At 36.4% G+C, this 21,670-nt stretch carries 24 protein-coding genes and 5 pseudogenes; 14 read left to right on the top strand and 15 right to left on the bottom strand.

The features are described from left to right. Nucleotides 1–341 precede the first annotated feature (341 nt). Nucleotides 342–2,285 (bottom strand): annotated as a pseudogene (gene dxs / locus FGL31_RS28620) (1-deoxy-D-xylulose-5-phosphate synthase). Nucleotides 2,286–2,483: 198 nt separating this feature from the next. Between dxs and FGL31_RS22440 the strand changes: the two are divergent. Then, complete coding sequence (locus FGL31_RS22440; protein WP_317131120.1) at nucleotides 2,484–3,188, top strand: segregation and condensation protein A; 705 nt, start codon at nucleotides 2,484–2,486, stop codon at nucleotides 3,186–3,188. 124 nt (nucleotides 3,189–3,312) lie between these two features. Here the strand turns inward: FGL31_RS22440 and FGL31_RS22875 are convergent, their stop codons facing one another. From FGL31_RS22875 to FGL31_RS22425, 4 genes are read right to left on the bottom strand one after another with little or no spacing between them, the layout of a single operon-like run. Then, on the bottom strand, nucleotides 3,313–3,498 hold the full coding sequence (locus FGL31_RS22875; protein WP_171017779.1) for a Clp protease/crotonase-like domain-containing protein: 186 nt from the start codon (nucleotides 3,496–3,498) through the stop codon (nucleotides 3,313–3,315). Then, nucleotides 3,498–3,929 (bottom strand): enoyl-CoA hydratase/isomerase family protein, encoded by a 432-nt coding sequence (locus FGL31_RS22435; RefSeq protein ID WP_138094596.1) that lies wholly within the window; start codon nucleotides 3,927–3,929, stop codon nucleotides 3,498–3,500. The genes FGL31_RS22875 and FGL31_RS22435 overlap by 1 nt, the downstream gene beginning before the upstream one ends. Beyond that, the gene (locus FGL31_RS22430; RefSeq protein ID WP_138094594.1) at nucleotides 3,919–4,773 is read right to left on the bottom strand and encodes a hydroxymethylglutaryl-CoA lyase-like TIM-barrel protein; all 855 of its coding nucleotides are present in this window, start codon (nucleotides 4,771–4,773) and stop codon (nucleotides 3,919–3,921) included. The genes FGL31_RS22435 and FGL31_RS22430 overlap by 11 nt, the downstream gene beginning before the upstream one ends. Beyond that, nucleotides 4,763–5,914, bottom strand: a complete 1,152-nt coding sequence (locus FGL31_RS22425) for an acyl-CoA dehydrogenase family protein (protein ID WP_099369233.1) — start codon at nucleotides 5,912–5,914, stop codon at nucleotides 4,763–4,765. Before FGL31_RS22425 ends, FGL31_RS22430 begins: the two co-directional genes overlap by 11 nt. Before the next feature lie 136 nt (nucleotides 5,915–6,050). On the opposite strand from FGL31_RS22425, the pseudogene FGL31_RS22420 reads away from it, so the two are divergent. Then, nucleotides 6,051–7,659, top strand: a pseudogene (locus tag FGL31_RS22420) (acyl-CoA carboxylase subunit beta). A gap of 25 nt (nucleotides 7,660–7,684) precedes the next feature. Here the strand turns inward: FGL31_RS22420 and FGL31_RS27225 are convergent. From FGL31_RS27225 to nadA, 3 genes and pseudogenes are all read right to left on the bottom strand, one after another. After that, the gene (locus tag FGL31_RS27225; RefSeq protein ID WP_099369231.1) at nucleotides 7,685–8,422 is read right to left on the bottom strand and encodes a LuxR C-terminal-related transcriptional regulator; all 738 of its coding nucleotides are present in this window, start codon (nucleotides 8,420–8,422) and stop codon (nucleotides 7,685–7,687) included. Nucleotides 8,423–8,442: 20 nt separating this feature from the next. Further along, entirely contained in the window at nucleotides 8,443–9,492 is a 1,050-nt protein-coding gene (thiL, locus tag FGL31_RS22410) for a thiamine-phosphate kinase (RefSeq protein ID WP_138094842.1), read from the bottom strand. 7 nt (nucleotides 9,493–9,499) lie between these two features. Beyond that, nucleotides 9,500–10,499: pseudogene (gene nadA / locus FGL31_RS22405) on the bottom strand (quinolinate synthase NadA). 493 nt (nucleotides 10,500–10,992) lie between these two features. Here nadA and FGL31_RS27220 point away from each other — a divergent pair. The 6 genes and pseudogenes from FGL31_RS27220 (at nucleotide 10,993) to FGL31_RS22395 (ending at nucleotide 13,123) form a co-directional block, all read left to right on the top strand. Further along, nucleotides 10,993–11,220, top strand: coding sequence for an FAD-binding protein (locus FGL31_RS27220; RefSeq protein WP_232047108.1), 228 nt, complete (start codon nucleotides 10,993–10,995; stop codon nucleotides 11,218–11,220). Next, a pseudogene (locus FGL31_RS27215) lies at nucleotides 11,207–12,106 on the top strand (L-aspartate oxidase); the annotation flags it as partial. The gene FGL31_RS27220 and the pseudogene FGL31_RS27215, both read left to right, overlap by 14 nt. A gap of 42 nt (nucleotides 12,107–12,148) precedes the next feature. Further along, nucleotides 12,149–12,337 (top strand): hypothetical protein, encoded by a 189-nt coding sequence (locus tag FGL31_RS27210; protein WP_232047210.1) that lies wholly within the window; start codon nucleotides 12,149–12,151, stop codon nucleotides 12,335–12,337. Beyond that, nucleotides 12,330–12,524, top strand: coding sequence for a hypothetical protein (locus FGL31_RS27205; protein ID WP_232047107.1), 195 nt, complete (start codon nucleotides 12,330–12,332; stop codon nucleotides 12,522–12,524). The genes FGL31_RS27210 and FGL31_RS27205 overlap by 8 nt, the downstream gene beginning before the upstream one ends. Then, the gene (locus FGL31_RS30215) at nucleotides 12,505–12,588 is read left to right on the top strand and encodes a hypothetical protein (protein WP_232047194.1); all 84 of its coding nucleotides are present in this window, start codon (nucleotides 12,505–12,507) and stop codon (nucleotides 12,586–12,588) included. Before FGL31_RS27205 ends, FGL31_RS30215 begins: the two co-directional genes overlap by 20 nt. Nucleotides 12,589–12,609: 21 nt before the next feature. Next, nucleotides 12,610–13,123: pseudogene (locus FGL31_RS22395) on the top strand (gamma carbonic anhydrase family protein). Here FGL31_RS22395 and FGL31_RS22390 read toward each other — a convergent pair. The 7 genes from FGL31_RS22390 to apaG all read right to left on the bottom strand — a co-directional run bounded on the left by FGL31_RS22390 (nucleotide 13,124) and on the right by apaG (nucleotide 19,140). Further along, the gene (locus tag FGL31_RS22390) at nucleotides 13,124–13,405 is read right to left on the bottom strand and encodes a hypothetical protein (RefSeq protein ID WP_138094592.1); all 282 of its coding nucleotides are present in this window, start codon (nucleotides 13,403–13,405) and stop codon (nucleotides 13,124–13,126) included. Between the two features lie 17 nt (nucleotides 13,406–13,422). After that, complete coding sequence (locus FGL31_RS22870) at nucleotides 13,423–13,581, bottom strand: hypothetical protein (protein ID WP_171017778.1); 159 nt, start codon at nucleotides 13,579–13,581, stop codon at nucleotides 13,423–13,425. Continuing rightward, nucleotides 13,574–14,230 (bottom strand): peptidase associated/transthyretin-like domain-containing protein, encoded by a 657-nt coding sequence (locus FGL31_RS22385; protein WP_138094590.1) that lies wholly within the window; start codon nucleotides 14,228–14,230, stop codon nucleotides 13,574–13,576. The genes FGL31_RS22870 and FGL31_RS22385 overlap by 8 nt, the downstream gene beginning before the upstream one ends. Continuing rightward, nucleotides 14,175–14,690 carry an Ig-like domain-containing domain gene (locus FGL31_RS22380; RefSeq protein WP_138094588.1) on the bottom strand — a complete coding sequence of 172 codons (516 nt, stop codon included), beginning with the start codon at nucleotides 14,688–14,690 and terminating at the stop codon, nucleotides 14,175–14,177. The genes FGL31_RS22385 and FGL31_RS22380 overlap by 56 nt, the downstream gene beginning before the upstream one ends. A 192-nt stretch (nucleotides 14,691–14,882) precedes the next feature. Beyond that, complete coding sequence (mnmG, locus tag FGL31_RS22375; protein WP_138094840.1) at nucleotides 14,883–16,742, bottom strand: tRNA uridine-5-carboxymethylaminomethyl(34) synthesis enzyme MnmG; 1,860 nt, start codon at nucleotides 16,740–16,742, stop codon at nucleotides 14,883–14,885. A gap of 64 nt (nucleotides 16,743–16,806) precedes the next feature. After that, entirely contained in the window at nucleotides 16,807–18,651 is a 1,845-nt protein-coding gene (locus FGL31_RS22370) for an ABC-F family ATP-binding cassette domain-containing protein (RefSeq protein ID WP_138094586.1), read from the bottom strand. Between the two features lie 102 nt (nucleotides 18,652–18,753). Continuing rightward, nucleotides 18,754–19,140 (bottom strand): Co2+/Mg2+ efflux facilitator ApaG/CorD, encoded by a 387-nt coding sequence (gene apaG / locus FGL31_RS22365; protein ID WP_099369224.1) that lies wholly within the window; start codon nucleotides 19,138–19,140, stop codon nucleotides 18,754–18,756. Between the two features lie 227 nt (nucleotides 19,141–19,367). On the opposite strand from apaG, the gene FGL31_RS22360 reads away from it, so the two are divergent. From FGL31_RS22360 to FGL31_RS29490, 6 genes are read left to right on the top strand one after another with little or no spacing between them, the layout of a single operon-like run. Beyond that, nucleotides 19,368–20,081 carry an SAM-dependent methyltransferase gene (locus FGL31_RS22360; RefSeq protein WP_138094584.1) on the top strand — a complete coding sequence of 238 codons (714 nt, stop codon included), beginning with the start codon at nucleotides 19,368–19,370 and terminating at the stop codon, nucleotides 20,079–20,081. Nucleotides 20,082–20,097: 16 nt separating this feature from the next. Continuing rightward, on the top strand, nucleotides 20,098–20,631 hold the full coding sequence (locus FGL31_RS22355; RefSeq protein WP_138094582.1) for an alpha/beta fold hydrolase: 534 nt from the start codon (nucleotides 20,098–20,100) through the stop codon (nucleotides 20,629–20,631). Further along, nucleotides 20,618–20,848 carry a hypothetical protein gene (locus FGL31_RS22350; protein ID WP_138094580.1) on the top strand — a complete coding sequence of 77 codons (231 nt, stop codon included), beginning with the start codon at nucleotides 20,618–20,620 and terminating at the stop codon, nucleotides 20,846–20,848. Before FGL31_RS22355 ends, FGL31_RS22350 begins: the two co-directional genes overlap by 14 nt. Then, entirely contained in the window at nucleotides 20,849–21,334 is a 486-nt protein-coding gene (locus tag FGL31_RS22345) for a hypothetical protein (RefSeq protein WP_099369221.1), read from the top strand. Then, nucleotides 21,324–21,476 (top strand): Nif3-like dinuclear metal center hexameric protein, encoded by a 153-nt coding sequence (locus FGL31_RS29495; protein WP_317131119.1) that lies wholly within the window; start codon nucleotides 21,324–21,326, stop codon nucleotides 21,474–21,476. Before FGL31_RS22345 ends, FGL31_RS29495 begins: the two co-directional genes overlap by 11 nt. Continuing rightward, a complete protein-coding gene (locus tag FGL31_RS29490; RefSeq protein WP_317131118.1) occupies nucleotides 21,451–21,669 on the top strand; it encodes a Nif3-like dinuclear metal center hexameric protein in 219 nt (72 codons plus the stop codon). Before FGL31_RS29495 ends, FGL31_RS29490 begins: the two co-directional genes overlap by 26 nt. Nucleotide 21,670 lies beyond the last annotated feature (1 nt).

Here is a 21,670-nt window from a genome sequence, read left to right as displayed (position 1 = left end):
TCTAAATTTGTTAATAACTTGAAAACCAATAATTGACACAAAATTCTGTTCATAACTTTTGCCTACAACGAATATGACAAAAAAAATTGAGCTAAAAAATTAAAAAGGTAAAAAAAGACAAGTATCTAATAAACAATATTTTAATTGTAATTTTTAGCATATTTTGTCCATTTTATTAGCCCAAAATTATTTTATTAACACATATAATTTACATAAGATTTTTAAAGCTTTTTTAAAGCAAAAATTAAGCTTTAGGAAATTAATTGTGGAAAACTTTTAATAAAAAAAGGAAGCCTGTTGGCTTCCCTTAGGTAGACAATTAAAAGTCTTAGGATTACCGATTATTGATAAGCAATTATCCTACCAAAAGTTTCAGTTTTTATACCTTTAGTTAATTTACGAACCTGATCCTCAATACCTGTAGCATCATATCCACAGATATGCCATAACTCAGCTTGCTCACCATGCTCAACTATACCATCAGGAATTCCCAATCGTACCACATGAGCATCATAATTATGGTCAGCCATAAATTCTAATACTGCGAACCGATACCTCCAGGTAAACAGCCGTCTTCAACAGTTATAACTTTGTTGTATTTTCTAAACACTTCATGTAACATCTCTTCGTCCAAAGGCTTAGCAAACCTTAAATCATAATGAGCAGGATGTATACCATCTTCTCTTAATTAAGAATAGCTTTGCTTGCTTCGTTCCCGATATGTCCGAATGTTAATATAGCAATTTCTTCTCCGTCACAGATTTTCCTTCCTTTACCGATTTGAATTTCTTTGAATGGAAGTTTCCAGTCAGGCATTACCCCATTACCACGAGGGTAACGGATTGTAAATGGTCCCTTATCTGGTAATTGTGCGGTATACATTAAGTTTCTCATCTCTTCTTCGTTCATTGGCGATGAAACAATCATGTTTGGCACACATCGCATAAATGCGATATCATACGCTCCATGATGTGTTGGTCCATCTGCACCTACCAAGCCTGCTCTATCCAAACAAAACACTACATTGAGCTTCTGAAGGGCTACATCATGGATGACCTGGTCGTATGCTCTCTGCATAAAAGAAGAATAGATATTACAAAAAGGCACCAAGCCTTGTGCTGCCAAGCCTGCACTGAATGTAACAGCATGTTGTTCGGCAATACCTACATCAAACGCCCTATCAGGCATAGCTTTCCATCATGATATTCATCGATGAACCACTAGGCATTGCTGGGGTAATACCCATTATATCTTTATTCTGTTCTGCAAGTTCCACCAAACTGTGTCCAAATACATCTTGATATTTTGGAGGCTGTGGCTTTTCAGAGATAGATTTCTTGATTTCTCCCGTTATTTTATCAAACAAGCCTGGAGCATGCCATTTTGTTTGATCTTTTTCTGCCAGTGCATAGCCTTTACCTTTTACAGTAACCACATGCAAAAGCTTTGGACCATTGATATGTTTCAGGTCCTCAATTGTCTTTACAAGTTTATTGACATCATGACCATCAACAGGTCCAAAATATCTAAAGTTTAAAGATTCAAATAGATTAGAGTTCTTTAAAAGAGTTCCTTTAATGCTCTGTTCAAGTTTTTTTTGCCCAGCCGTATGCATTAGGACCCTTTTTAGAGATCTTTTCCAATACAGAAACCAAATCATCTCTGAATCTATTATAGCTTTTTGAAGTTGTAATGCTTGTTAAATATTCTTTCATTGCACCCACATTTGGGTCAATGGACATACAGTTGTCATTTAGAATAACCAATAGGTTTGATTTTTCTATACCAGCGTGGTTTAGGGCTTCAAACGCCATCCCGCCGGTCAGCGCACCATCTCCAATAATGGCAACATGTTGTCTATCGGTTTCACCTTTATAAGCTGATGCTACGGCCATACCGAGAGCTGCAGAGATGGATGTTGAGGAGTGACCAACACCAAATGCATCATATTCACTTTCACTGCGTTTAGGAAAACCAGAAATACCACCAATAATACGATTGGTGTGAAAATCATCCCTTCTTCCCGTCAATATCTTATGTCCATAAGCTTGATGCCCTACATCAAAAATCACCTGATCATAGGGTGTATTCAATGCATAATGCAACGCTACGGTCAATTCAACAACGCCTAAACTAGCTGCAAAATGTCCGCCATTTACAGACACGATATCGATGATAAACTGTCTTAGCTCCTTACAAACTTCCTCAAGTTCTGACTCCTTCAGATTGCGGAGGTCAGATGGAAATTGAATCTGTTGTAATAGCGGTCCTGCTTCTACCTGCATAAATGAAAATTTTTCAAAATAAGATACAAAGTAACAATTTATTCTTTTAACTATAGAATATATATACAATTTAATAGGTAGCATTGTTTTGCTTTATTCAAAACAATATCACCATTTATTGGACCAAATCCTTATTTTTGGCATATTCTATGGAAGCTACGAACTACGAAATAAAATTAGCTCAATTTCAGGGTCCTTTTGACTTATTATTGTTTCTTTATAGAACGTGATGAGCTCAATATCCACGATATTCCCATTTCAAAAATAACGGATGATTTCCTGGCCTATATCCAACATATGCAGGCCCTAAACATTGAATTGGCTTCAGAATTTATTTTCGTAGCTTCAACATTGATGCGTATCAAGGCCAAAATGCTGTTGCCAAGGCCTGAACTGGACGAGAATGAAAATGAAATCGACCTTAAAAAGGAACTTGTCCAAAAACTTATGCTCTATAAGCAGTTTAAAGAAGTTTGTGAAGAGCTGAAAGTATTGGAGGATAGGAGAGGGAAGTATTATGAAAGAGGAAATACAGATCAAGATCTTAAAATTGCCCGTGAAGCTAAAGCCCAAACTCTAGAAGAGGAACTTTCTACATTCGACCTGTATAAACTGATGTTGGTATATGAAAGAGTGATGTATAACTATTCCCATAGAGTTCAAGATGTCACACATACCGTTGTAAAATATCCTTACAGCATAGAACAACAAAAGAAAGCAATTGCCGAATTAATTGAAATCAATAAATCATTGGATTTTTCGCAATTGGCAAAGAATTCTGAAAACAAAGTTCAATTTGTCTATAATTTCTTGGCTATGCTGGAAATGTTACAACAGAAATTATTAGATATTGAAATTGGTTTGGGATTCAATAATTTCTGGATTGAAAAGAAAGTTTCTTAGTTTTTATTGAGCTTTTCATCCATAGATTTTTTCACTTCTTCTCTATCTTTCAGTTTATCCAAAGCCTGTAACAAGAAATCATATTGCTTTGAGCTTTCTATATCACGGATTGCCTTTAATGCTTCTATTCCTGCTTCATTGCAAAACCACTTTTTCCCGCAAAAGAACCCACGAAAGTTTCCAAATCCATTTGTTCAAGGTAACCGTCAACCAATCCCATTTCGATTGCTTTTTCGGTATTAAATGGATTGGGATCTAAACATAGCTGTAGTACTTTCTTTTCAGGCATTATTCTTCTGAGTCCAGCCATCACTTGAAACGGAAAATACGTAATGCTATTTCTGGAAGCCTAAAATTTAGGTCAGTCTTGGCAAAAACATAGGTACAGCCCAAGATATATAAAAATCCACCCGCTATTACATCTCCTTGTACAACCGCAATAGAAGGTTTGTTGAAATTATCGAATACCTCACCTAATGAAATATCTTGATTTTTAATTTCTGGATTGGGAGTATCCAATTCCTTATTTTGAAAGGTCTTTAGATCCATTCCCGCACAGAATACAGGGCCATTTGCTTTCAACACCAAAACATGGATATCATCATTGTCATTTGCTCGCTTTAGAGCATGCGCAATTTCATTAACAGTTGTAGGCGTAAAAGCATTGCGTTTAGCCTCCCTGTCTAATGTCAAAGTAAATACATGATCTTTTATCTCAGTTTTTATGAAATTATAATTCATTGTTGATCAAATTTTGAAATCCTTGCATCAATTTAGAAACGTCTTCGAAACTTCCTTTGCCAAAACGGTCAACCAGCAATTCTGACGGTATATTTCCGACCAATTCATCTTTTGCAAAAGGACATCCACCATAGCCTAAAATTGCTCCTTCAAATCTCCTACACCCAGCAGCATATGCTGCATCAATTTTTAGTAAAGCACTTTCTACAGGTGAATGTAGATGTACGCTAAAAGAAATATCCTCATGTTCCTTTGTCAATTTATGAAAAAGGTCATGAATAGATTCAGGAGTGGCTTCAGATGTTGTATCAGCAATCGAGAAATTCCTAACACCGATATTTTTCAAATTGGAAACCCATTGGGATACTAAATCCATATCCCAATGATCTCCGTAAGGATTACCAAACGCCATAGAAATATAAACTACGAGCTCTTGATTACCTTTGTTTATAATATCCACCATTTCTTTTACAGTTTCAAATGCTTGAGCAATATTAGCATTGGTATTGTTTTTTTGAAATGTTTCTGAGATAGAAAATGGATACCCTAAATAATCTATTTTATCGATTTTTGATCCAATTTCGGCACCTCTTATGTTTGCAATAATCGCCAACAACTTCACTTGGTCATTCTTTTCCAATCCTTTGATTACTTCAACCGTATCACTAAGTTGCGGAACAGCTTTTGGAGATACAAAACTTCCAAAATCTATACAATCAAACAATTTACTTTCGATCAATTGATTGATATAGGCAATCTTTTTTTGTGTAGGTATCTGGTTTTTTATTCCCTGAATAGCATCTCTGGGGCAATCTACCAAGCTTACATTATTGTTATTGTACATCTTTTTTAATTTCTCTAGCTATTACCATTCTTTGAATTGAGCTTGTTCCTTCACCAATGGTACATAATTTAGCATCTCTAAAGTATTTTTCTGCAGGAAAATCTTTGGTAAAACCATAACCACCGAGAATTTGTACAGCTTCGTTTGACACTTCCACCGCTGTTTCTGATGCAAACAATTTAGCCATTGCTCCTTCTTTAGTTACTTTTAAACCATTGTCTTTTAAATCTCCTGCTTGACGGATCAATAATTCAGATGCATTGATCTTGGTCGCCATATCTGCTAAATTAAAACCAACCGCTTGGAAATCAAAAATTTTCGTTTGAAATTGTTCACGTTCGTTTGCATATTTCAGAGCACATTCATAAGCACCTCTAGCAATACCTAATGAAAGTGCAGCAATAGAAATTCTACCACCATCTAATAATTTCAACGCTTGAACAAATCCGTCTCCGATTTCACCTATCAATTGATCTTTATGGATTCTACAGTTATCAAAGAATAAAGATCCTGTTTCAGATGCACGCATTCCGAGTTTATCCATTTTAGCACCTGCAGTAAATCCTTCCATTCCTTTTTCCACAATAAATGCAGAAATACCTTTTTTATCGCCTTTTTCACCCGTTCTCGCCATTACTACTGCCACATCTCCAGAAATTGCATGCGTAATAAAAGTTTTGTCACCATTCAATATAAAATAATCACCATCTTGAACGGCTGTTGTATTCATTCCACCAGCATCCGATCCTGATCCTGGTTCTGTTAATCCCCAAGCACCTATCCACTCTGCTTTAGCTAATTTCGGGAGGTATCTTCTTTTTTGCTCTTCATTTGCAAAACTTAAAATATGATTTGTACATAGGGAGTTGTGGGCAGCAACAGAAAGTCCTATGGATCCACAAACTTTAGATATTTCATCTAAAATGGTAATGTATTCTTGGTAATTCAACCCTGAACCGCCATATTCTTCAGGGACAAGAATCCCCATGAATCCATGATCACCCAAATTTTTGAAAAGTTCAATCGGGAAAGTTTGGGACTCATCCCATTTCATGACGTGGGGCTTAATATAAGTATTGGCGAAGTTTCGTGCGCTTTCCTTAACTAAGGTCAATTGTTCTTTAGAACCTACGTTATGCATAATATTATTTTAATTAAGTTTATATTTGGGTTATAATTATTTTTTACAAATATTATAAAAAACAAATTATATTTTATGATATTTATAAATATTTAATATTAACACCACTTATAAATTACATTATTTCAATAAAGCTATGCGAGGCCAATTAGACGAACTCCAAAAGAAAAGAGAAAAATTATTGCTTGGTGGCGGATTGGACAAAATCCAAAAACAACATGAAAAAGGTAAACTATCGGCTTGGGAGCGGGTTTTATACCTGTTAGATGACGATAGGGATTTCACTGAGGTTGGTGTATTTGCGGCAGATGGTCAGTATAAAGAACATGGTGGTTGCCCCAATGCAGGAGTAGTCGTGGTGTTGGGTTATGTAAAGGGAAGGTTATGTGTCATTGTATCAAACGATGCGACTGTAAAAGCTGGAGCATGGTTCCCAATGACCTGTAAGAAAAACCTGAGAGCTCAAGAAATAGCCATGGAAAATCATATTCCAATTATATATTTAGTTGATTCTGCAGGAGTTTATCTACCGATGCAAGCTGAGATATTTCCTGATAAAGAGCACTTTGGTCGAATATTCAGAAACAATGCTAAGATATCTTCCATGGGTATCCCTCAGATTTCAGCTATTATGGGTTCATGTGTAGCGGGAGGTGCCTACCTTCCCATTATGTCAGATTATGCTTTGATCGTTGAAGGTACGGGTTCTGTATTCTTAGCAGGTTCATATTTGGTAAAATCGTCTATAGGGGAAAATATTGATAATGAAACCTTAGGTGGTGCAGATACACACTGTGAAATATCTGGAGTAACAGACAATAAATTTCCGAATGATGAGAGCTGTTTAGATGCTATCAAGAATATTGTAGACAAATTCGGTTCAGAGCCTACCTATGATTATTCCAGGATAGAAGCTCAATCACCGGAATATCCAATGGACAAACTTTATGATTATTTACCGGAAGATAGATTAAAGCCATATAATATGGTTGAAATCCTGAAATGTATCGTGGATAAGGATTCATTGGAGGAGTATAAAAAAGATTATGGCAAAACCTTGATTTGCGCATTGGCACGAGTTGACGGATGGGCGGTTGGTATAGTAGCTAATCAGCGTGAGGTTGTCAAAGCTAAGAAGCCTGGCAATTCAACAGAAATGCAGATGGGTGGTGTTATCTATTCAGATTCAGCAGATAAGGCAGCACGTTTCATTATGAATTGTAACCAGCAGAAAATACCATTGGTATTTTTTCAGGATATTACGGGTTTTATGGTTGGATCTAGGGCGGAACACGGCGGCATCATTAAGGATGGTGCAAAAATGGTCAATGCGATGGCTAACTCCGTGGTTCCAAAATTTACTTTTATGGTTGGTAACAGTTATGGTGCCGGTAATTATGCTATGTGTGGGAAGGCCTATGATCCTAGATTTGATCTACGCGTGGCCAACAGCTAAAATTGCGGTAATGAGCGGTGCTTCAGCTGGAAAAACATTGCTTCAGATTCAAGAAGCAACATTGAAATCAAAAAATGTAACACTGGGTGAGGAGGAAAAATCAAAATTGCTCAAAGAAATTGAAGAGCAGTATAATGAACAATTGAGTCCTTACTATGCTGCGTCCCGTTTATGGGTAGACGGAGTTATTGATCCGGCGGAGACCAGGAAAATAATTTCTATGGGTATTGAAGCTGCATCCCACAATACGGATATCGGAAGATACAATGTTGGAGTTATTCAGACATAAAAAAAGGCTTTTATAAAGCCTTTTTTTATAATAATTTAAGTGTTTTCACAATCTTCAACAGATCAATTGTATTTTCACAACCAGTTTTATGTAACAAATTCTTTCGGTGTGTCCTAACGGTATGGATACTGATAAAAAGTTTGTTTGCTATTTCTTCGCTGGTATTTGCTTGATCCAATAAATTCAATATTTCCAATTCTCTTTTAGTGAACTTAAGGGTTGATCTTTTTACAATATCAGCCTTAGTTTCAATATTATAGTAAGATGGATGACCATTTCTACCAATAAAATGTAATTCAGGGACAGGAGAAGCTTTAATATTCGTAATGTCCATATGCTGAATTATGGTTTTTAAAACAGCACTTTCAGAAATTTCGTAAGCAGCTGTTTGTTGCATTATCCTAAGGTAGTATCCATCTGATTTTCTCATTCTGAAATCATGGATAATTTTATAGTCTTTTTGTTTTTCAATTTCCAATGACAGGCAGAAATCTAGCGCTAGATGCTCATGTTTCATAAAAATATCCTTATCATCGGGATGTATTAGATCGAAAAATTTTTCTAAAGTAAAGTCTATAGGATTATATCCCAACACATTGGAAATACCATCGGAACAAGTGATTATTTGAGGATTTATACAATCGTAAATAAAGTAATAAAGATCGAGTTTTAAATCTAAATGATCATTAAATTCCCTACTATTAGCCACACTGAGCCTATTGGTAAGCTCATGAGCTGTTTTTAAAAACTCATTCCATTCCAAAACATACTATTATTGGTTAATTATTCGGTTCCGCTTTTAAAAGCATTCCAACCTTGAGCTTTAAGTTCGTGTACATTTCCAGATTTGGAAACCAACAAACATCCAGCAGATGGTTCGGTAATATGTCCAATAATACTAATTTCCATGTTATTTTTCAACTTTTCGTAATCATTTTGCGGAACAGTGAACAACAATTCATAATCTTCACCACCGCTTAATGCACAGACAGTTGGGTCCAACCCAAACTCACGAGCAGTTTCATAAGTCATGGGATCGATAGGAATTTTTTCTTCGTAAAGTTTACAACCGACATTGGATTCTCTACAGATATGCAGGATCTCAGAAGCCAGGCCATCAGATACATCAATCATAGCGTGTGGCTTAATGTCCATTGAAGCTAATAATTCGACAATATCTTTACGCGCTTCAGGTTTCAATTGTCGCTCAATAATATAGTCCTTACCTTCTAAGTCAGGTTGAATATTAGGGTTTTCAAGGAAGATCTGTTTCTCTCTTTCCAATAACTGAAGACCTAAGTATGCTCCACCTAAATCTCCTGAAACACATATTAAATCCCCTTCTTTGGCAGCAGATCGATAGGCTATATTTTCATTATCAGCATATCCTATGCTTGTAACAGAAATAACAAGTCCTTGAGTTGAAGTGCTCGTATCACCACCAATTAGATCTACATTATAATTTTGGCAAGCAAGTAAAGCGCCTTCATAAATTTCCTCAACTGCTTCAAGCGGAAATTTTGAAGATAAGCCAATTGAAATAGTCACTTGACTGGCAATCCCATTCATGGCATAAATATCACTCAAGTTGACTTGAATGGCTTTATATCCTAAATGTTTTAGGGGTACATAGCGAAGGTCGAAATGAACATTTTCTAACAATAAATCAGTTGAAATCAATGTTTTTTTGCCGGAAAAATCCAATACTGCTGCATCATCTCCAATTCCTTTGATGGTGCTTTTTTGCGATAATACGACAGATTGGGTCAGATGATTTATGAGACCAAATTCACCAAGTTCATTTAAGTTTGTTCTTTCGCTATTTTCAAATATACTCATCTTATAATCCTAGTTTTGCTGAGATATCAAGCATTCTTTCGATAGGTTTTTGCGCACGAATGATAATATCTTCAGGAAGTGTAATTTCTGGTTGTTCGTAGTACAAACAATTGTAAAGTTTCTCCAATGTATTCAATTTCATGTGTGGGCAATCATTGCAAGCACATAAATTGTTTGGAGGAGCTGGAATAAATGTTTTTGAAGGGCTGGCTTTTTGCATTTGATGTAAAATACCAGATTCTGTTGCTACAATAAAGGTGTCTGTTGGATCTTCAATTGTTAAATTTCAACATACCAGATGTTGAACCGATATAATCTGCTTGTGCCAAGATATGCTCTTCACATTCTGGATGAGCAATAAATTTAGCATTTGGATATTCTGCCCTCAACGCATCGATTTTTTCTTGAGAAAAGATTTCATGGACCATACATGCGCCATTCCAAAGTACTAAATCTCTACCTGTCTTTTTCTTGACATAATCGCCAAGGTTACGATCAGGCCCAAAAATAATCTTTTGATCTTCAGGCAAGCTTTCCACAATCTGAACAGCATTCGAAGAAGTACAGACAATATCCGAGAGTGCTTTTAGTTCAGCTGTACAGTTGACATAGGTAATCACCAAGTGATCAGGGTACTTCTCTTTAAATTTAGCAAAAAGGTGTGGAGGACAACTATCTGATAATGAACATCCTGCTTTTAAATCTGGTAATAGAACTTTTTTCGATGGAGATAATATCTTAGCAGTTTCAGCCATGAAATGTACCCCAGCAAATACGATTACGTCAGCATCTGTTTTAGCTGCTTGTTGGGACAAGCCTAGACTATCTCCAATATAATCTGCTATATCCTGAATTTCAGACTCTTGATAGTAATGAGCCAATATAACTGCATTTTTCTCCTTCTTAAGTCTTTCAATTTCTTTTACCAAATCTAAGCTTGGATCTATTGCAACATCAATATATCCCTTAGCCACTAAGTCTGTTTCAAATGTTGTATTCATTTGGTTTTTCTAAGTTGATTACTTTCTCTTTGACTACCTAACATCACAAAAGTAAAGAAAGAAAACGAAACGAAATCCACATTCCTTTTTTTCAATAAATAATAACTCTTTTTTTAAAGAAGAATCTTGTTGTTTATTAGCATGTGGAAAATGGGGATAATTCAATTGAAATTTATTTTTTTTAGTGGATATTCTATAGTTATTCACAATTTATCCACAGGTTTCTGGGGCTTAAGTATTGATTTTCAATCCTCTCGTTTTTGACCATTTATTTTTTCCATATTTTGATGTGAAATTATAATTGTTCGGAAGTTGTTAATATTTGAATCATATTCTCTTAATATTTTGGTAATACATGTGTGAAAATTGCTAGTATTGTGGAAATAAAAGAAGTTTTACATTTTAATCCACGAGTTATTTACACGTTTTGCACATTATTTGTTAATTTGTTGGTTTAATAGGAATTAAAGAAAGCATCTACAATTAAGATTACATGCTAGATAGAAAAGTTGATTTTTTGATCGTTGGTTCCGGTATTGCCGGATTGAGTTTTGCACTAAAAGCAGCGAAGCTTGGGAAAGTACTGATCGTGACGAAATCCAATGAGGATGAGTCAAATACGAAATATGCTCAGGGTGGAGTCGCCGTCGTTACCGATGAAGATGATAGCTTTGATAAGCATATTGAGGATACCTTAATTGCAGGTGATGGATTTATGTGATGCGCAAGTTGTGGAAAACGTTGTTAAAGAAGGTCCAGAACGCATTGCAGAGTTAATTTCTTATGGGACAACTTTTGACAAGGAAGATTCTGGTGAATATGATTTAGCTCGAGAAGGTGGCCATTCAGAACATAGAATCCTTCATTATAAGGATATTACGGGTTATGAGATTGAGCGTGCTCTATTGGAAAAAGTACATGCTGAACCTAATATTGAGATATTAACACATTACTTTGCCGTTGACTTGATTACTCAACATCATCTGGGTGTACATGTGGATAAACGGACGAATGATATCAATTGCTTTGGTATATATGCTTTTAATACACAAACAGGGCATGTTGAAAAGATCCTTTCAAAAATCACTTTAATGGCAACTGGAGGTGCTGGCCATATTTATTCTAGTACTACAAATCCTACCATTGCAACAGGTGATGGTATTGCCATGGTTTATCGAGCAAAAGGTAAAGTTAGAAATATGGAATTCATTCAATTCCATCCTACGGCTCTTTATAATCCAAGGGAATATCCTGCTTTTCTTATTTCTGAAGCTGTAAGAGGATTTGGTGGTATTTTAAAAAGAGCGAATGGTGAGTCTTTTATGGAGGAATATGATGAAAGAGGTTCATTAGCTCCAAGGGATATTGTCGCTCGAGCAATTGATGCTGAGATGAAGAAATCAGGTTTGGATTATGTTTACCTGGATATTAGACATCGATCTAAAGCAGATATATTATCGCATTTTCCAAATATCTATGAAAAGTGTCTTTCTATAGGATTGGATATGACCAAAGATCTTATTCCTGTTAAGTCCTGCTGCCCACTATTTATGTGGAGGAATTCTGGTTGATGAATATGGGCTACTTCTATTAAGAGTCTATATGCTTGTGGTGAATGTTCATCAACAGGATTACACGGTGCTAATAGGTTGGCTTCCAATTCTTTACTAGAGGCGGCAGTTTATGCACATCGTATTTTCGAAGATGCAAGCAAGCATATTGCTAACCTTGAATTTCAGGATCATGTACCATCTTGGGATGAGTCGAATACTCAATTATTGAACGAGGATATTTTGGTTACGCACAATCTACGTGAAACACAAAAATTTGATGAGTGATTATGTAGGTATCGTACGATCTGATTTTAGATTGGAAAGAGCTATGCGTAGGTTAGGTCTTTTACATGAAGAAACAGAGTCTTTTTATAAGAACACTAAGCTTTCTGTCAAGTTATGTGAGTTGCGTAATGTTATTCAGGTTGCTTACCTTGTTGTAAAAATCAGCAATGCAGAGGAAAGAGAGTAGGGGACTTCATTATACTACGGATTATCCGAACCATGCTGAAGTATTGGAAGATACAATTCTTTAATATTATTGTTTAATTCAATTTATGGCGACGATTTTACCAGTTAAAGGGAAAACACCAGAAATAGAGGGAGATAGCTTTATAGCGCCTAATTGTACTATTGTAGGTGATGTAACTATAGGTTCACACTGTTCGGTTTGGTTTAATGCAGTTATTCGTGGTGACGTTAATTATATTAAGATAGGTAATTACTCCAATATCCAAGATAATGTGACTATTCACGGTACCTATGAGAAGAACGGTACTGATGTTGGTAACTATGTTAATATCGGTCACAATGCTATCGTACATGGTTGTGTGATAGATGATTATGTGTTAATAGGTATGGGTGCGATTGTAATGGATAAGGCACATATTCAGTCGAATGTTATTATTGCAGCAGGAGCTGTAGTCTTGGAAAATATGGTTTGTGAATCTGGATTTCTCTACGCTGGTGTTCCTGCCAAAAAAATTAAGCCGCTCACCGATGAGCAGCTTAATTTATTAAAGAAAATTACCGCACAATTATGTGCTTTATTCATCTTGGTTTACTGAGTAGCTATTTAAATGAAACATCTATTGTTTCATTCTGCTCCCAATTTGCCCTTATTGTAAATGTTCTATCCAGATACCAGATTCTTTCTGCCTGGATTCCCTTATATACATCACCAGCGTCCCATTTGCCATTGTTATTGGCATCTTCAATCAAACGTATAGAATATTTGCCACCTGGAAATTTAATATATCGCATGATTTTATCTGCAGGTAATTTTCTGACATCAAACAATTTTCTTTTGGTTTCATCGATCAATTCTACGATATAATTCTGAGCAGAATCCAAACCTGTAAATGTGAGGTTTATATCGCCGTAATTCTCGTTTCATTCAACGTAAACTGAGATTTAAACTCTTTGTTTGTTTCATCAAATGGACCTAAAATAGCACCTTCTTGTACTACAAGCTCATAATTTCTGTTTGGTCTCCAATTGAATCGGATATGGTACATTTCCCTATTCAATGAATCTTGTTTGCAGCTGGAAGTTCCTTCTAGAAACAGAATCTTCCAATATTAGTATTTTATTTTTATCAACCGATGCAATTGGGTATTCAGATGTAAATTCAATATGTTTTATTCTATCAACCTTATTGTTGATGTTCAATTTAGGAACAATAGTATTGTCTATTTTTAGGTTTCTAGCTTTCCTTAAATCTATAGTATCAATTGGAGTGTTATTTTCAGCCACTTCAATCTTTAAAGAATCAAATTCTAGATTTTCCAAATAGATTTTCGCAGTATCTAAAGTAGGTTTGTATTTGATTAATTTATTGTTATCCAATTGATTAGGAGATATTATTCGTAAATCTGGTTCCTGTAATGGACGATTAAACGTCAATAATATGGCTCCATCGTTATCAATTTTTTTCTCTAGATTCCTGAATATGTTAGGGACACCCTTCGTGTATTCCAATAGCAGTCCTGAAACATTTTGATTAAGGGTAATACTATCATTTAAAAATCCTATCCATTCATCATTTCCATTATAGACCTTATCATTGTTCATGTCTTTTAATGCATAAACCCTGTATGTATCTTCCCTGAGGTTATTGAAACTAAAATTTCCGGATGAGTCTACAGTTGTGTAATAAGAAGCTTTCTTTTTTACCAAAGATAGAATCGCGAGAAGTAGGAATAAGAATAGCAATGACTTCTTTGTCTTTTTCAAGATTAAAGTCTTTGGTATATCCATTCAGCACTCTTCCTGAAATGCTCAAAGAATCTAATTCATCACCAGTGGCAAATACATAGTTGTAATTGATAAATGGATTTCCTTCATTGAAGTCGACTAGGCCTTTACCAAAATTTATAGTATAGGTTGTATTTTCTTCCAATGAATCTGGCAATTCGATGATGAATCTTTTTTTCCTGACTTTATAGATTGGTTGAGTTTCTACATCCGGAGAGATATTGAATTCCTTTCCTGGGTTCACCGTTTTTATAAATTCATCAAAAGTCATTTCGATAACTTTCTCCTTAAAATTTTTGGATAGGTTAGGGGGTGTGACTCCTAATAATTCTGGTGGTGTAGAATCTTTTTGGTCCTCCAGTTGGTCTTTGCATGTTTGCACATTGGATAAAACTCAATGATATCATGAATGCAAGACCTAAAAAGATTAGGTTTGGAAATAAAGCTGTTTTAAGGCGATTTAACGAATTATTATCTTTTTTGGATAGCTGAGTCATAAAATTTAAAATAGTGTCTTAAATCGTTTTATTTTAGCTTATTGTTTTTATTGTTTAAACTACTGAAAATCAGTTATTTAACTCATGTGTACCATCAAAACGCTGATATCTGCCGGTGATACCCCTGAAATTCTAGATGCTTGTCCAAGTGTTCTTGGTTTTACCTTCAACAGTTTTTGTCTAGCTTCAATTGATAGTGAAGTTAATGAATTATAGTCAAATTCCGGATTGATTTCTTTGTCTTCCATTTTCTTCATCTTGTTCACGATTTCCATTTCTTTCTCGAAGTAGCTATCGTATTTAACTTTGATGCCTGCCTGTTCTATGTTGTCTTCATCAAAATTAGTAATGAATTCAGCAAAGTCTTTATCAGCTTTGATAATGTCTTCGATTTCAATTTGTGGTCTTGACAGGATTCCGAAGAGTCTTGATTTTTGGGTTATTGGACTTGAACCTTTTTCCTCCAGTATTGGGTTCATCTCTGATGTACCTATTGAATTATTTTTAAGGTAGTCTACAATTCTATCGGAGTTATTGATTTTGTCATTAACTTTTTGAAGTCTTTCATCGGATACCAATCCCAATTTATGTGCCATTGGTGTCAGTCTGATATCGGCATTATCCTGTCTAAGTAGAAGTCTATGTTCAGCTCTTGATGTGAACATACGGTAGGGTTCATCAGTACCTTTTGTTACGAGGTCATCGATCAGTACACCTATATAGGATTCGGATCTTTTCAGGATGAGTTCGTGTTGATCGTTGATTCTTTGGTGTGCATTTATACCAGCGACGAATCCTTGTGCTGCTGCTTCTTCGTATCCTGTTGTTCCGTTAATCTGTCCTGCGAAGAAGAGGTGTTTTACGGATAGTGTTTCCAATGTCAGGTCGAGTTGCATAGGAGGGAAGTAGTCATATTCTATGGCATATCCCGGTCTGTACATTTTGGCATTTTCAAATCCTGGTATGAGTTGCAAAGCTTTTAGCTGTACGTCTTCTGGGAGAGATGTTGAGAAACCGTTGACATAAATTTCCACTGTTCTGAAACCTTCCGGTTCCACGAATATTTGGTGTCTTTCACGTTCTGCGAATCTATTGATTTTATCTTCGATGGAAGGGCAGTATCGAGGTCCGAGTCCTTTGATTCTTCCGGTGAACATAGGAGACTTTTCAAATCCAGTCTTCAATATTTCGTGTACTGCTGAGTTGGTGTAAGTGATCCAACAACACCGCTGTTCCTGTGGAATTTCAACATCGGTATAAGAGAATCTTCCACGTGAAACATCTCCCCATTGTTCTTCCATCAGTTCATAATTCAGGCTTCTTCCATCCACGCGTGGGGGAGTTCCAGTTTTCATTCTTCCGGATTCGAAACCTAGTGATACCAACTGTTCGGTCAGTCCGGTTGCTGCTTTTTCACCAGTTCTACCGCCGCCGAATTTTTTCTCACCCACATGGATTACACCGTTAAGGAAAGTCCCGTTTGTTAATACTACGGCATCAGCTTCGATACGGATTCCCATGGAGGTTATCACTCCTTTAGCTTGTCCGTTTTCTACGATTACTTCTTTGACGGTATCTTGCCACATATCCAGATTTGGGATTGACTCGAGTGTCAATCTCCATTCTTCTGCAAAGCGCATTCTGTCGTTCTGTGTCCTTGGGCTCCACATAGCGGGACCTTTGGATTTATTGAGCATCCTGAATTGTATGGTTGACTTATCGGCGATGATTCCGGTGTATCCACCCATGGCGTCGATCTCTCTTACGATCTGTCCTTTTGCTACTCCGCCGATTGCGGGGTTGCAACTCATTTGGGCAATAACGCCCATGTTCATGGTGATCAATAAAACCGATGAACCTAAATTGGCAGCTGCTGCTGCCGCCTCACATCCGGCATGGCCGGCTCCAACTACAATGACATTATATTTATTGAACATATATCTTTTTCTAGTTTCACGTGAAACTCTTTTCAATCTCCTTGTTGGAGTTTCACGTGAAACGCTATATAAACTCTGCTAGTTCCATCCATCTCTCGGTCTTCTCGTCGAGAGTGGTTTTTGTTTTTTCGATCTCCTCGGCGATCTTCTGAAGCTCTACGTGGTCCGCCGTTTTTGAAAGTTCCTCGGTCAGTGAATTTACCTTTTCCTCTAGTTCCGCAATTTCATTTTCCAGCCCTTCAAATTCTTTCTGCTCCTTGAAGTTCAGCTTCTGTTTCTTCTCTGGCGCCTTCGCTTTTTCTATTTTCTTTTCTGGTTTTTTCACCAATGCTTCTTGCTCCAGTTTGTAGTCCGCATAGTTACCATTATAGATAACGATGTTTCCATCTCCCGGGAAAATGAAGAGCTGCTCGGTCAGCTTGTCGATCAGGTAGCGGTCATGCGAAACCAATACCAATACCCCTGGAAAATTTTCCAAGAACTCTTCCAAGACATTCAACGTATCAATGTCAAGATCATTGGAAGGCTCATCGAGAATCAAAAAGTTCGGGTTCGCCATCAGCACACGCATCAACTGAAGCCTCTTCTTTTCGCCACCACTCAGCTTGCTCACAAACCCAAATTGCTTTTCAGGAGGGAAGAGAAATTTAGTCAATAATTGGGAGGCAGTGATCACTTCTCCATTTATCATTTCAATGTAGTCCGCAACATTTTTTACAATGTCCAAGACTCTTTCATCGGATTTGAAACTTAAACCCTCTTGTCTATAGTAACCGTACTTTGTCGTTTCACCGATAGAAACTGAACCGCTGGTCGGCTGGATATTTCCAGTAATAAGATTAAGGAAAGTGGTCTTGCCACTACCATTTTTTCCGGCTAAGCCAATACGGTCCGACTTCTTGAAAGTATAGGTAAAAGGGGAGAGGATGTTCTTGTTGGGAACAGCAAATGAGGCTTCATTAATTTCAAGAATTTTGTTTCCTTGCCTCGAAACTTGCATGCTCAATTCTACCTGGTCCTTCTTCCTTGGTCCCTTGGATTTTTCTTCTAAATCATAAAAAGATTCTATCCTTGCCTTGGCTTTTGTACCACGAGCTTGAGGTTGTCTCCGCATCCAATCAAGTTCTTTTCTCCAAAGGTTCCTCGCCTTGTCTGCAGCCAAAATTTCATTGGCCTCCCGCTCTGCTTTCTTCTCCAAGAAATAAGCATAGTTCCCTTTGTAAAGAAAGACCTGACTTTTGTCCAGCTCACGAATCTCCGTACAGATGTTGTCTAAAAAATACCTGTCGTGGGAAACTAGCAAAACTGTTTTGTTACCTGTGGTCAAAAGCTTTTCTACCCATTCGATAGTCTCAATATCCAAGTGGTTGGTAGGCTCATCCAGTATATAAATATCGGGTTCATCTATCAATAATTTCGCCAATGCTAGACGCTTTTTCTGACCTCCACTCAATGAATCAATTCTCTGATCAAAATTGGTGATCTGAAACCTGCTGAGAATAGTCTTGATGTTATTTTCATATTCCCAAGCATTCAATGCGGTAAGCTTTTCAGTTATTTCTAAGAATTTTTTAGAGGTAACATCTTCATTTTCAATAAGTTCCTCATATTCTTTGATTAATTGCTGTTGTTCGTTGTCGGCGCTGAAAATAAAATCGTTGATGGTCTTCAGGTCAGAGAAATCTGGATCCTGAGGCAGGTATCCGACTCTTAATCCCTTTTCTTTGACTACCTTTCCTTTATTGGGAATAACGATCTCTGCTAATATTTTTAATAGTGTAGATTTACCGGTACCATTAATACCGACCAATGCCACACGATCTCCTTTTTGTAAGGCAAAATGAAGATCAGTAAATAACCATTTGTCGTTGTAAGAATGGCTGACTTGTTCTGTGCTTAAAATACTCACTTGATGTGTTGACGTAAAAATCCAAGCACAAAATTATTAAATATTTATTAGGAATAAATTAATAATGAAAAGTATACAGTAAGTTGACGGAAGGAGGGTACCTTAATTAAGGCGATAGTTAGCGATTAAATTGAATCTGGGGATATGAACATGAAAGATAGAGTTGTCCATTTCACGGATCATTTCATAGTATCCTTCCATAAAACCCATATCGCTTTTCAGGTTACAGCCCGATACATACTGATGCATCTCCCCAGGTTGTAGGATTGGTTGCTCGCCTACCACACCATCACCATCTACTTGCTTATTCAAGCCAATAGAGTCATAAATATTCCAATGTCGTCTTACCAATTGAATGGTATATTCACTCAAGTTTTCTATTGTAATCCTGTAGGCAAACATGAAATGTTCGTTCTCTGGATTAGAATATTCAGACTGATAAGTGGATTCAACTGAAATTTTTACACCTGATGTAGTTTGTGTTGTCATAGTCAACCAAATATATATATTCTCCTCATTTAGACAAAATATCGAGATTATGGTTCTTCTAATTTACATTTATAAGACAATAATAATCCATAAGTGTTTGAAATAAAGTAACAAACAAAAAGTTGAAGCCTCAAATTATTTATGTAATATTTCAATTATGTAAAAGTTAAAATATTAATAGAACTCAATTTTTGTTAAATTAAATGGCAAATGATTAGGTTTGTAACATGGCAAAAGGCACTTTATATCTACTCCCAGTACCCTTGGCAGAGCATGCCGAAAAAGCTTCATATACCATTCTCCATTACGATATCATCAATAATATCAAGGAATATGTGGTAGAGAATGAAAAAACAGCTCGGAAATTCTTGAAAGAGGCGGGACTTAAAAGGCCACAGAGTGAGCTTATTATCCATGATTATGGTAAACATAGCCGTGAAAAGATTAATTATACTGAAATTTTCAAGTCGGTAGAGCAAGGCAGTGATATGGGTTTGATGTCGGAAGCAGGTTGCCCAGGGGTTGCTGATCCAGGCGCTGATGTGGTATTCCAAGCTCATAGAAGAGGAATCAGGGTTATTCCATTGGTAGGACCAAGTTCAATCCTATTGGGATTGATGGCCTCTGGCTTTAATGGTCAAAATTTTAGCTTCAAAGGTTATCTTCCAATAGATAAAGGTGCTAGAACAAAAGCTATTAAGGATTTGGAAAATCAGAGTGCCAGAGAAAGAAGTACGCAGATTTTTATTGAAACACCTTTTAGAAATAATCAAATGCTTTCCGAGTTATTGAAAAGCTGCAAACCCCAGACAAAACTATGTGTTGCATGTAATGTAACAGGTGAAGATGAGTATATTAAAACCAAAACAATAGCTGATTGGAGGAACAGAACGATTGATTTGCACAAGAAGCCTTGTATATTTTTAATTTTTGCATCATAAAATCGTATTTTTATAGATGATGAAAAAGTTTGCCCTATTTTTAATACTGTTGTTGAGCTTTCCTTGTTTAAACATTTTTGCGCAACAGCCAACTTATGTTATTGTTCACGGAGCATGGGGCGGATCTTGGCAATTCAAGAATACCGCAAATGAACTTGAGAAATTAGGTTCGAAAGTATATAGGGTTAATCTTACCGGATTAGGCGAGAGATACCATTTGGCAAACGCTGATATCAACTTAAGCACCCACATCAAAGATGTTGTAAATACGATTTTATTCGAAAGGCTGGACTCTGTTATACTCATTGGTCACAGCTACGGAGGGATGGTCGTAACAGGAGTGGCGGACAGTATTCCCGAGAAGTTAAAAAAGGTCATTTATTTAGATGCATTTCTTCCTGAAAACGGAGAGAGTGTAGCTGCTTATGTGGAAGGCAGCCCTACAGCAGACATCATTTCAAGTCCAGATGGAGAATATGTATTTCCGTCTTGGGTAAAAAGATACAACGGCCTTTCCAAGAGATGTACCACATCCATTGGCATCTATTAAGGAATCCATAGTTTTAAAAAACAGCAAAAGATTAGAGATACCCAGCACGTATATCTTGACATTTGATCCAAAAAATGGGGTAGGGAAGGATGATTTTTATTTCTTTTCAACGCGAGCAAAGAAATATAACTGGAAAGTGATCGAAATGGAAGCAGACCATAATCCACAGATCAATAAACTAGATGAATTAGTGAAAATCTTAAACAACGAAAAATAAATGAACGATGTACTTTCGCCCGAACTGACCGCTGAAATTGAAAGAATCAGTATTTTTTTCGTAGTCGTTATTTTAATTATATGGGTACTTTTTGCCAATACTGTTAGGAGTACTCTAAAGCTTATTTCTAAGGAAAATCAAGCGATATTGCCCAATCAAGCATGGTTTTTAGTCGTTCCATTTTTTAATATCTACTGGAATTTTGAAGTAGCAAGGCGGTTATCTTATTCTTTGAACAATGAATTCTATGATCGTAAGATCGCTGTTGAGGAAGACCCTACCTTTACTGCTGGGATGACCTATGCCTGGTCGTTTTTAATATATAATTTCCCTTTCCCATTGTTCTGGAGAATTTTGGGCATGGTGGTAAGCTTTGTTTATTTCATTACTTATTGGTTTAAAATCAATCAATACAGAGTATTGTTGTTAGAGCATAATAAATGGTTGGAAACTGAAGAGGGAAAATCAAAAAAAGATGAGAATTAAAGAGATTATAAAATATTTAGAAGAAATAGCACCATTAAACTATCAAGAGAGCTATGACAACTCAGGTCTGATCGTTGGTGATCCTGAACAGGAGGTTCAAAAAAGCTTTAATCTCTTTGGATTGTACAGAGGCTGTAGTTGATGATGCCATAGCAAAAGGATGCAACTTGATTATTTCTCATCATCCTATTGTATTTTCTGGTTTAAAGAAATTCACCGGAAAGAACTATGTGGAGCGTGTGGTTATAAAAGCAATCAAGAATAACATTGCTCTCTATGCCATCCATACCAATCTTGACAATGTTTTTGGGAGGAGTAAGTTCAAAAATGGCTGAT

It is taken from the genome of Sphingobacterium daejeonense (genome assembly GCF_901472535.1).
GTDB classification, from domain to species: domain Bacteria; phylum Bacteroidota; class Bacteroidia; order Sphingobacteriales; family Sphingobacteriaceae; genus Sphingobacterium; species Sphingobacterium daejeonense.
Note: the sequence above shows the minus strand (reverse complement) of the source record. Positions and strands in the feature narration are given on the sequence as shown.

What these genes read in the sequence shown, in the direction of transcription:
- apaG (WP_099369224.1), bottom strand. Translation starts at nt 19,140, where the DNA reads ATGACAACACAAACTACATCAGGTGTAAAAATTTCAGTTGAATCCACT.
- FGL31_RS22345 (WP_099369221.1), top strand. Translation starts at nt 20,849, where the DNA reads ATGAACGATGTACTTTCGCCCGAACTGACCGCTGAAATTGAAAGAATC.
- FGL31_RS27220 (WP_232047108.1), top strand. Translation starts at nt 10,993, where the DNA reads ATGCTAGATAGAAAAGTTGATTTTTTGATCGTTGGTTCCGGTATTGCC.
- FGL31_RS22875 (WP_171017779.1), bottom strand. Translation starts at nt 3,498, where the DNA reads ATGGCTGGACTCAGAAGAATAATGCCTGAAAAGAAAGTACTACAGCTA.
- FGL31_RS27205 (WP_232047107.1), top strand. Translation starts at nt 12,330, where the DNA reads ATGAGTGATTATGTAGGTATCGTACGATCTGATTTTAGATTGGAAAGA.
- FGL31_RS30215 (WP_232047194.1), top strand. Translation starts at nt 12,505, where the DNA reads ATGCAGAGGAAAGAGAGTAGGGGACTTCATTATACTACGGATTATCCG.
- FGL31_RS22435 (WP_138094596.1), bottom strand. Translation starts at nt 3,929, where the DNA reads ATGAATTATAATTTCATAAAAACTGAGATAAAAGATCATGTATTTACT.
- FGL31_RS22355 (WP_138094582.1), top strand. Translation starts at nt 20,098, where the DNA reads ATGATGAAAAAGTTTGCCCTATTTTTAATACTGTTGTTGAGCTTTCCT.
- FGL31_RS22425 (WP_099369233.1), bottom strand. Translation starts at nt 5,914, where the DNA reads ATGCATAACGTAGGTTCTAAAGAACAATTGACCTTAGTTAAGGAAAGC.
- FGL31_RS22430 (WP_138094594.1), bottom strand. Translation starts at nt 4,773, where the DNA reads ATGTACAATAACAATAATGTAAGCTTGGTAGATTGCCCCAGAGATGCT.
- mnmG (WP_138094840.1), bottom strand. Translation starts at nt 16,742, where the DNA reads ATGTTCAATAAATATAATGTCATTGTAGTTGGAGCCGGCCATGCCGGA.
- FGL31_RS29495 (WP_317131119.1), top strand. Translation starts at nt 21,324, where the DNA reads ATGAGAATTAAAGAGATTATAAAATATTTAGAAGAAATAGCACCATTA.
- FGL31_RS22360 (WP_138094584.1), top strand. Translation starts at nt 19,368, where the DNA reads ATGGCAAAAGGCACTTTATATCTACTCCCAGTACCCTTGGCAGAGCAT.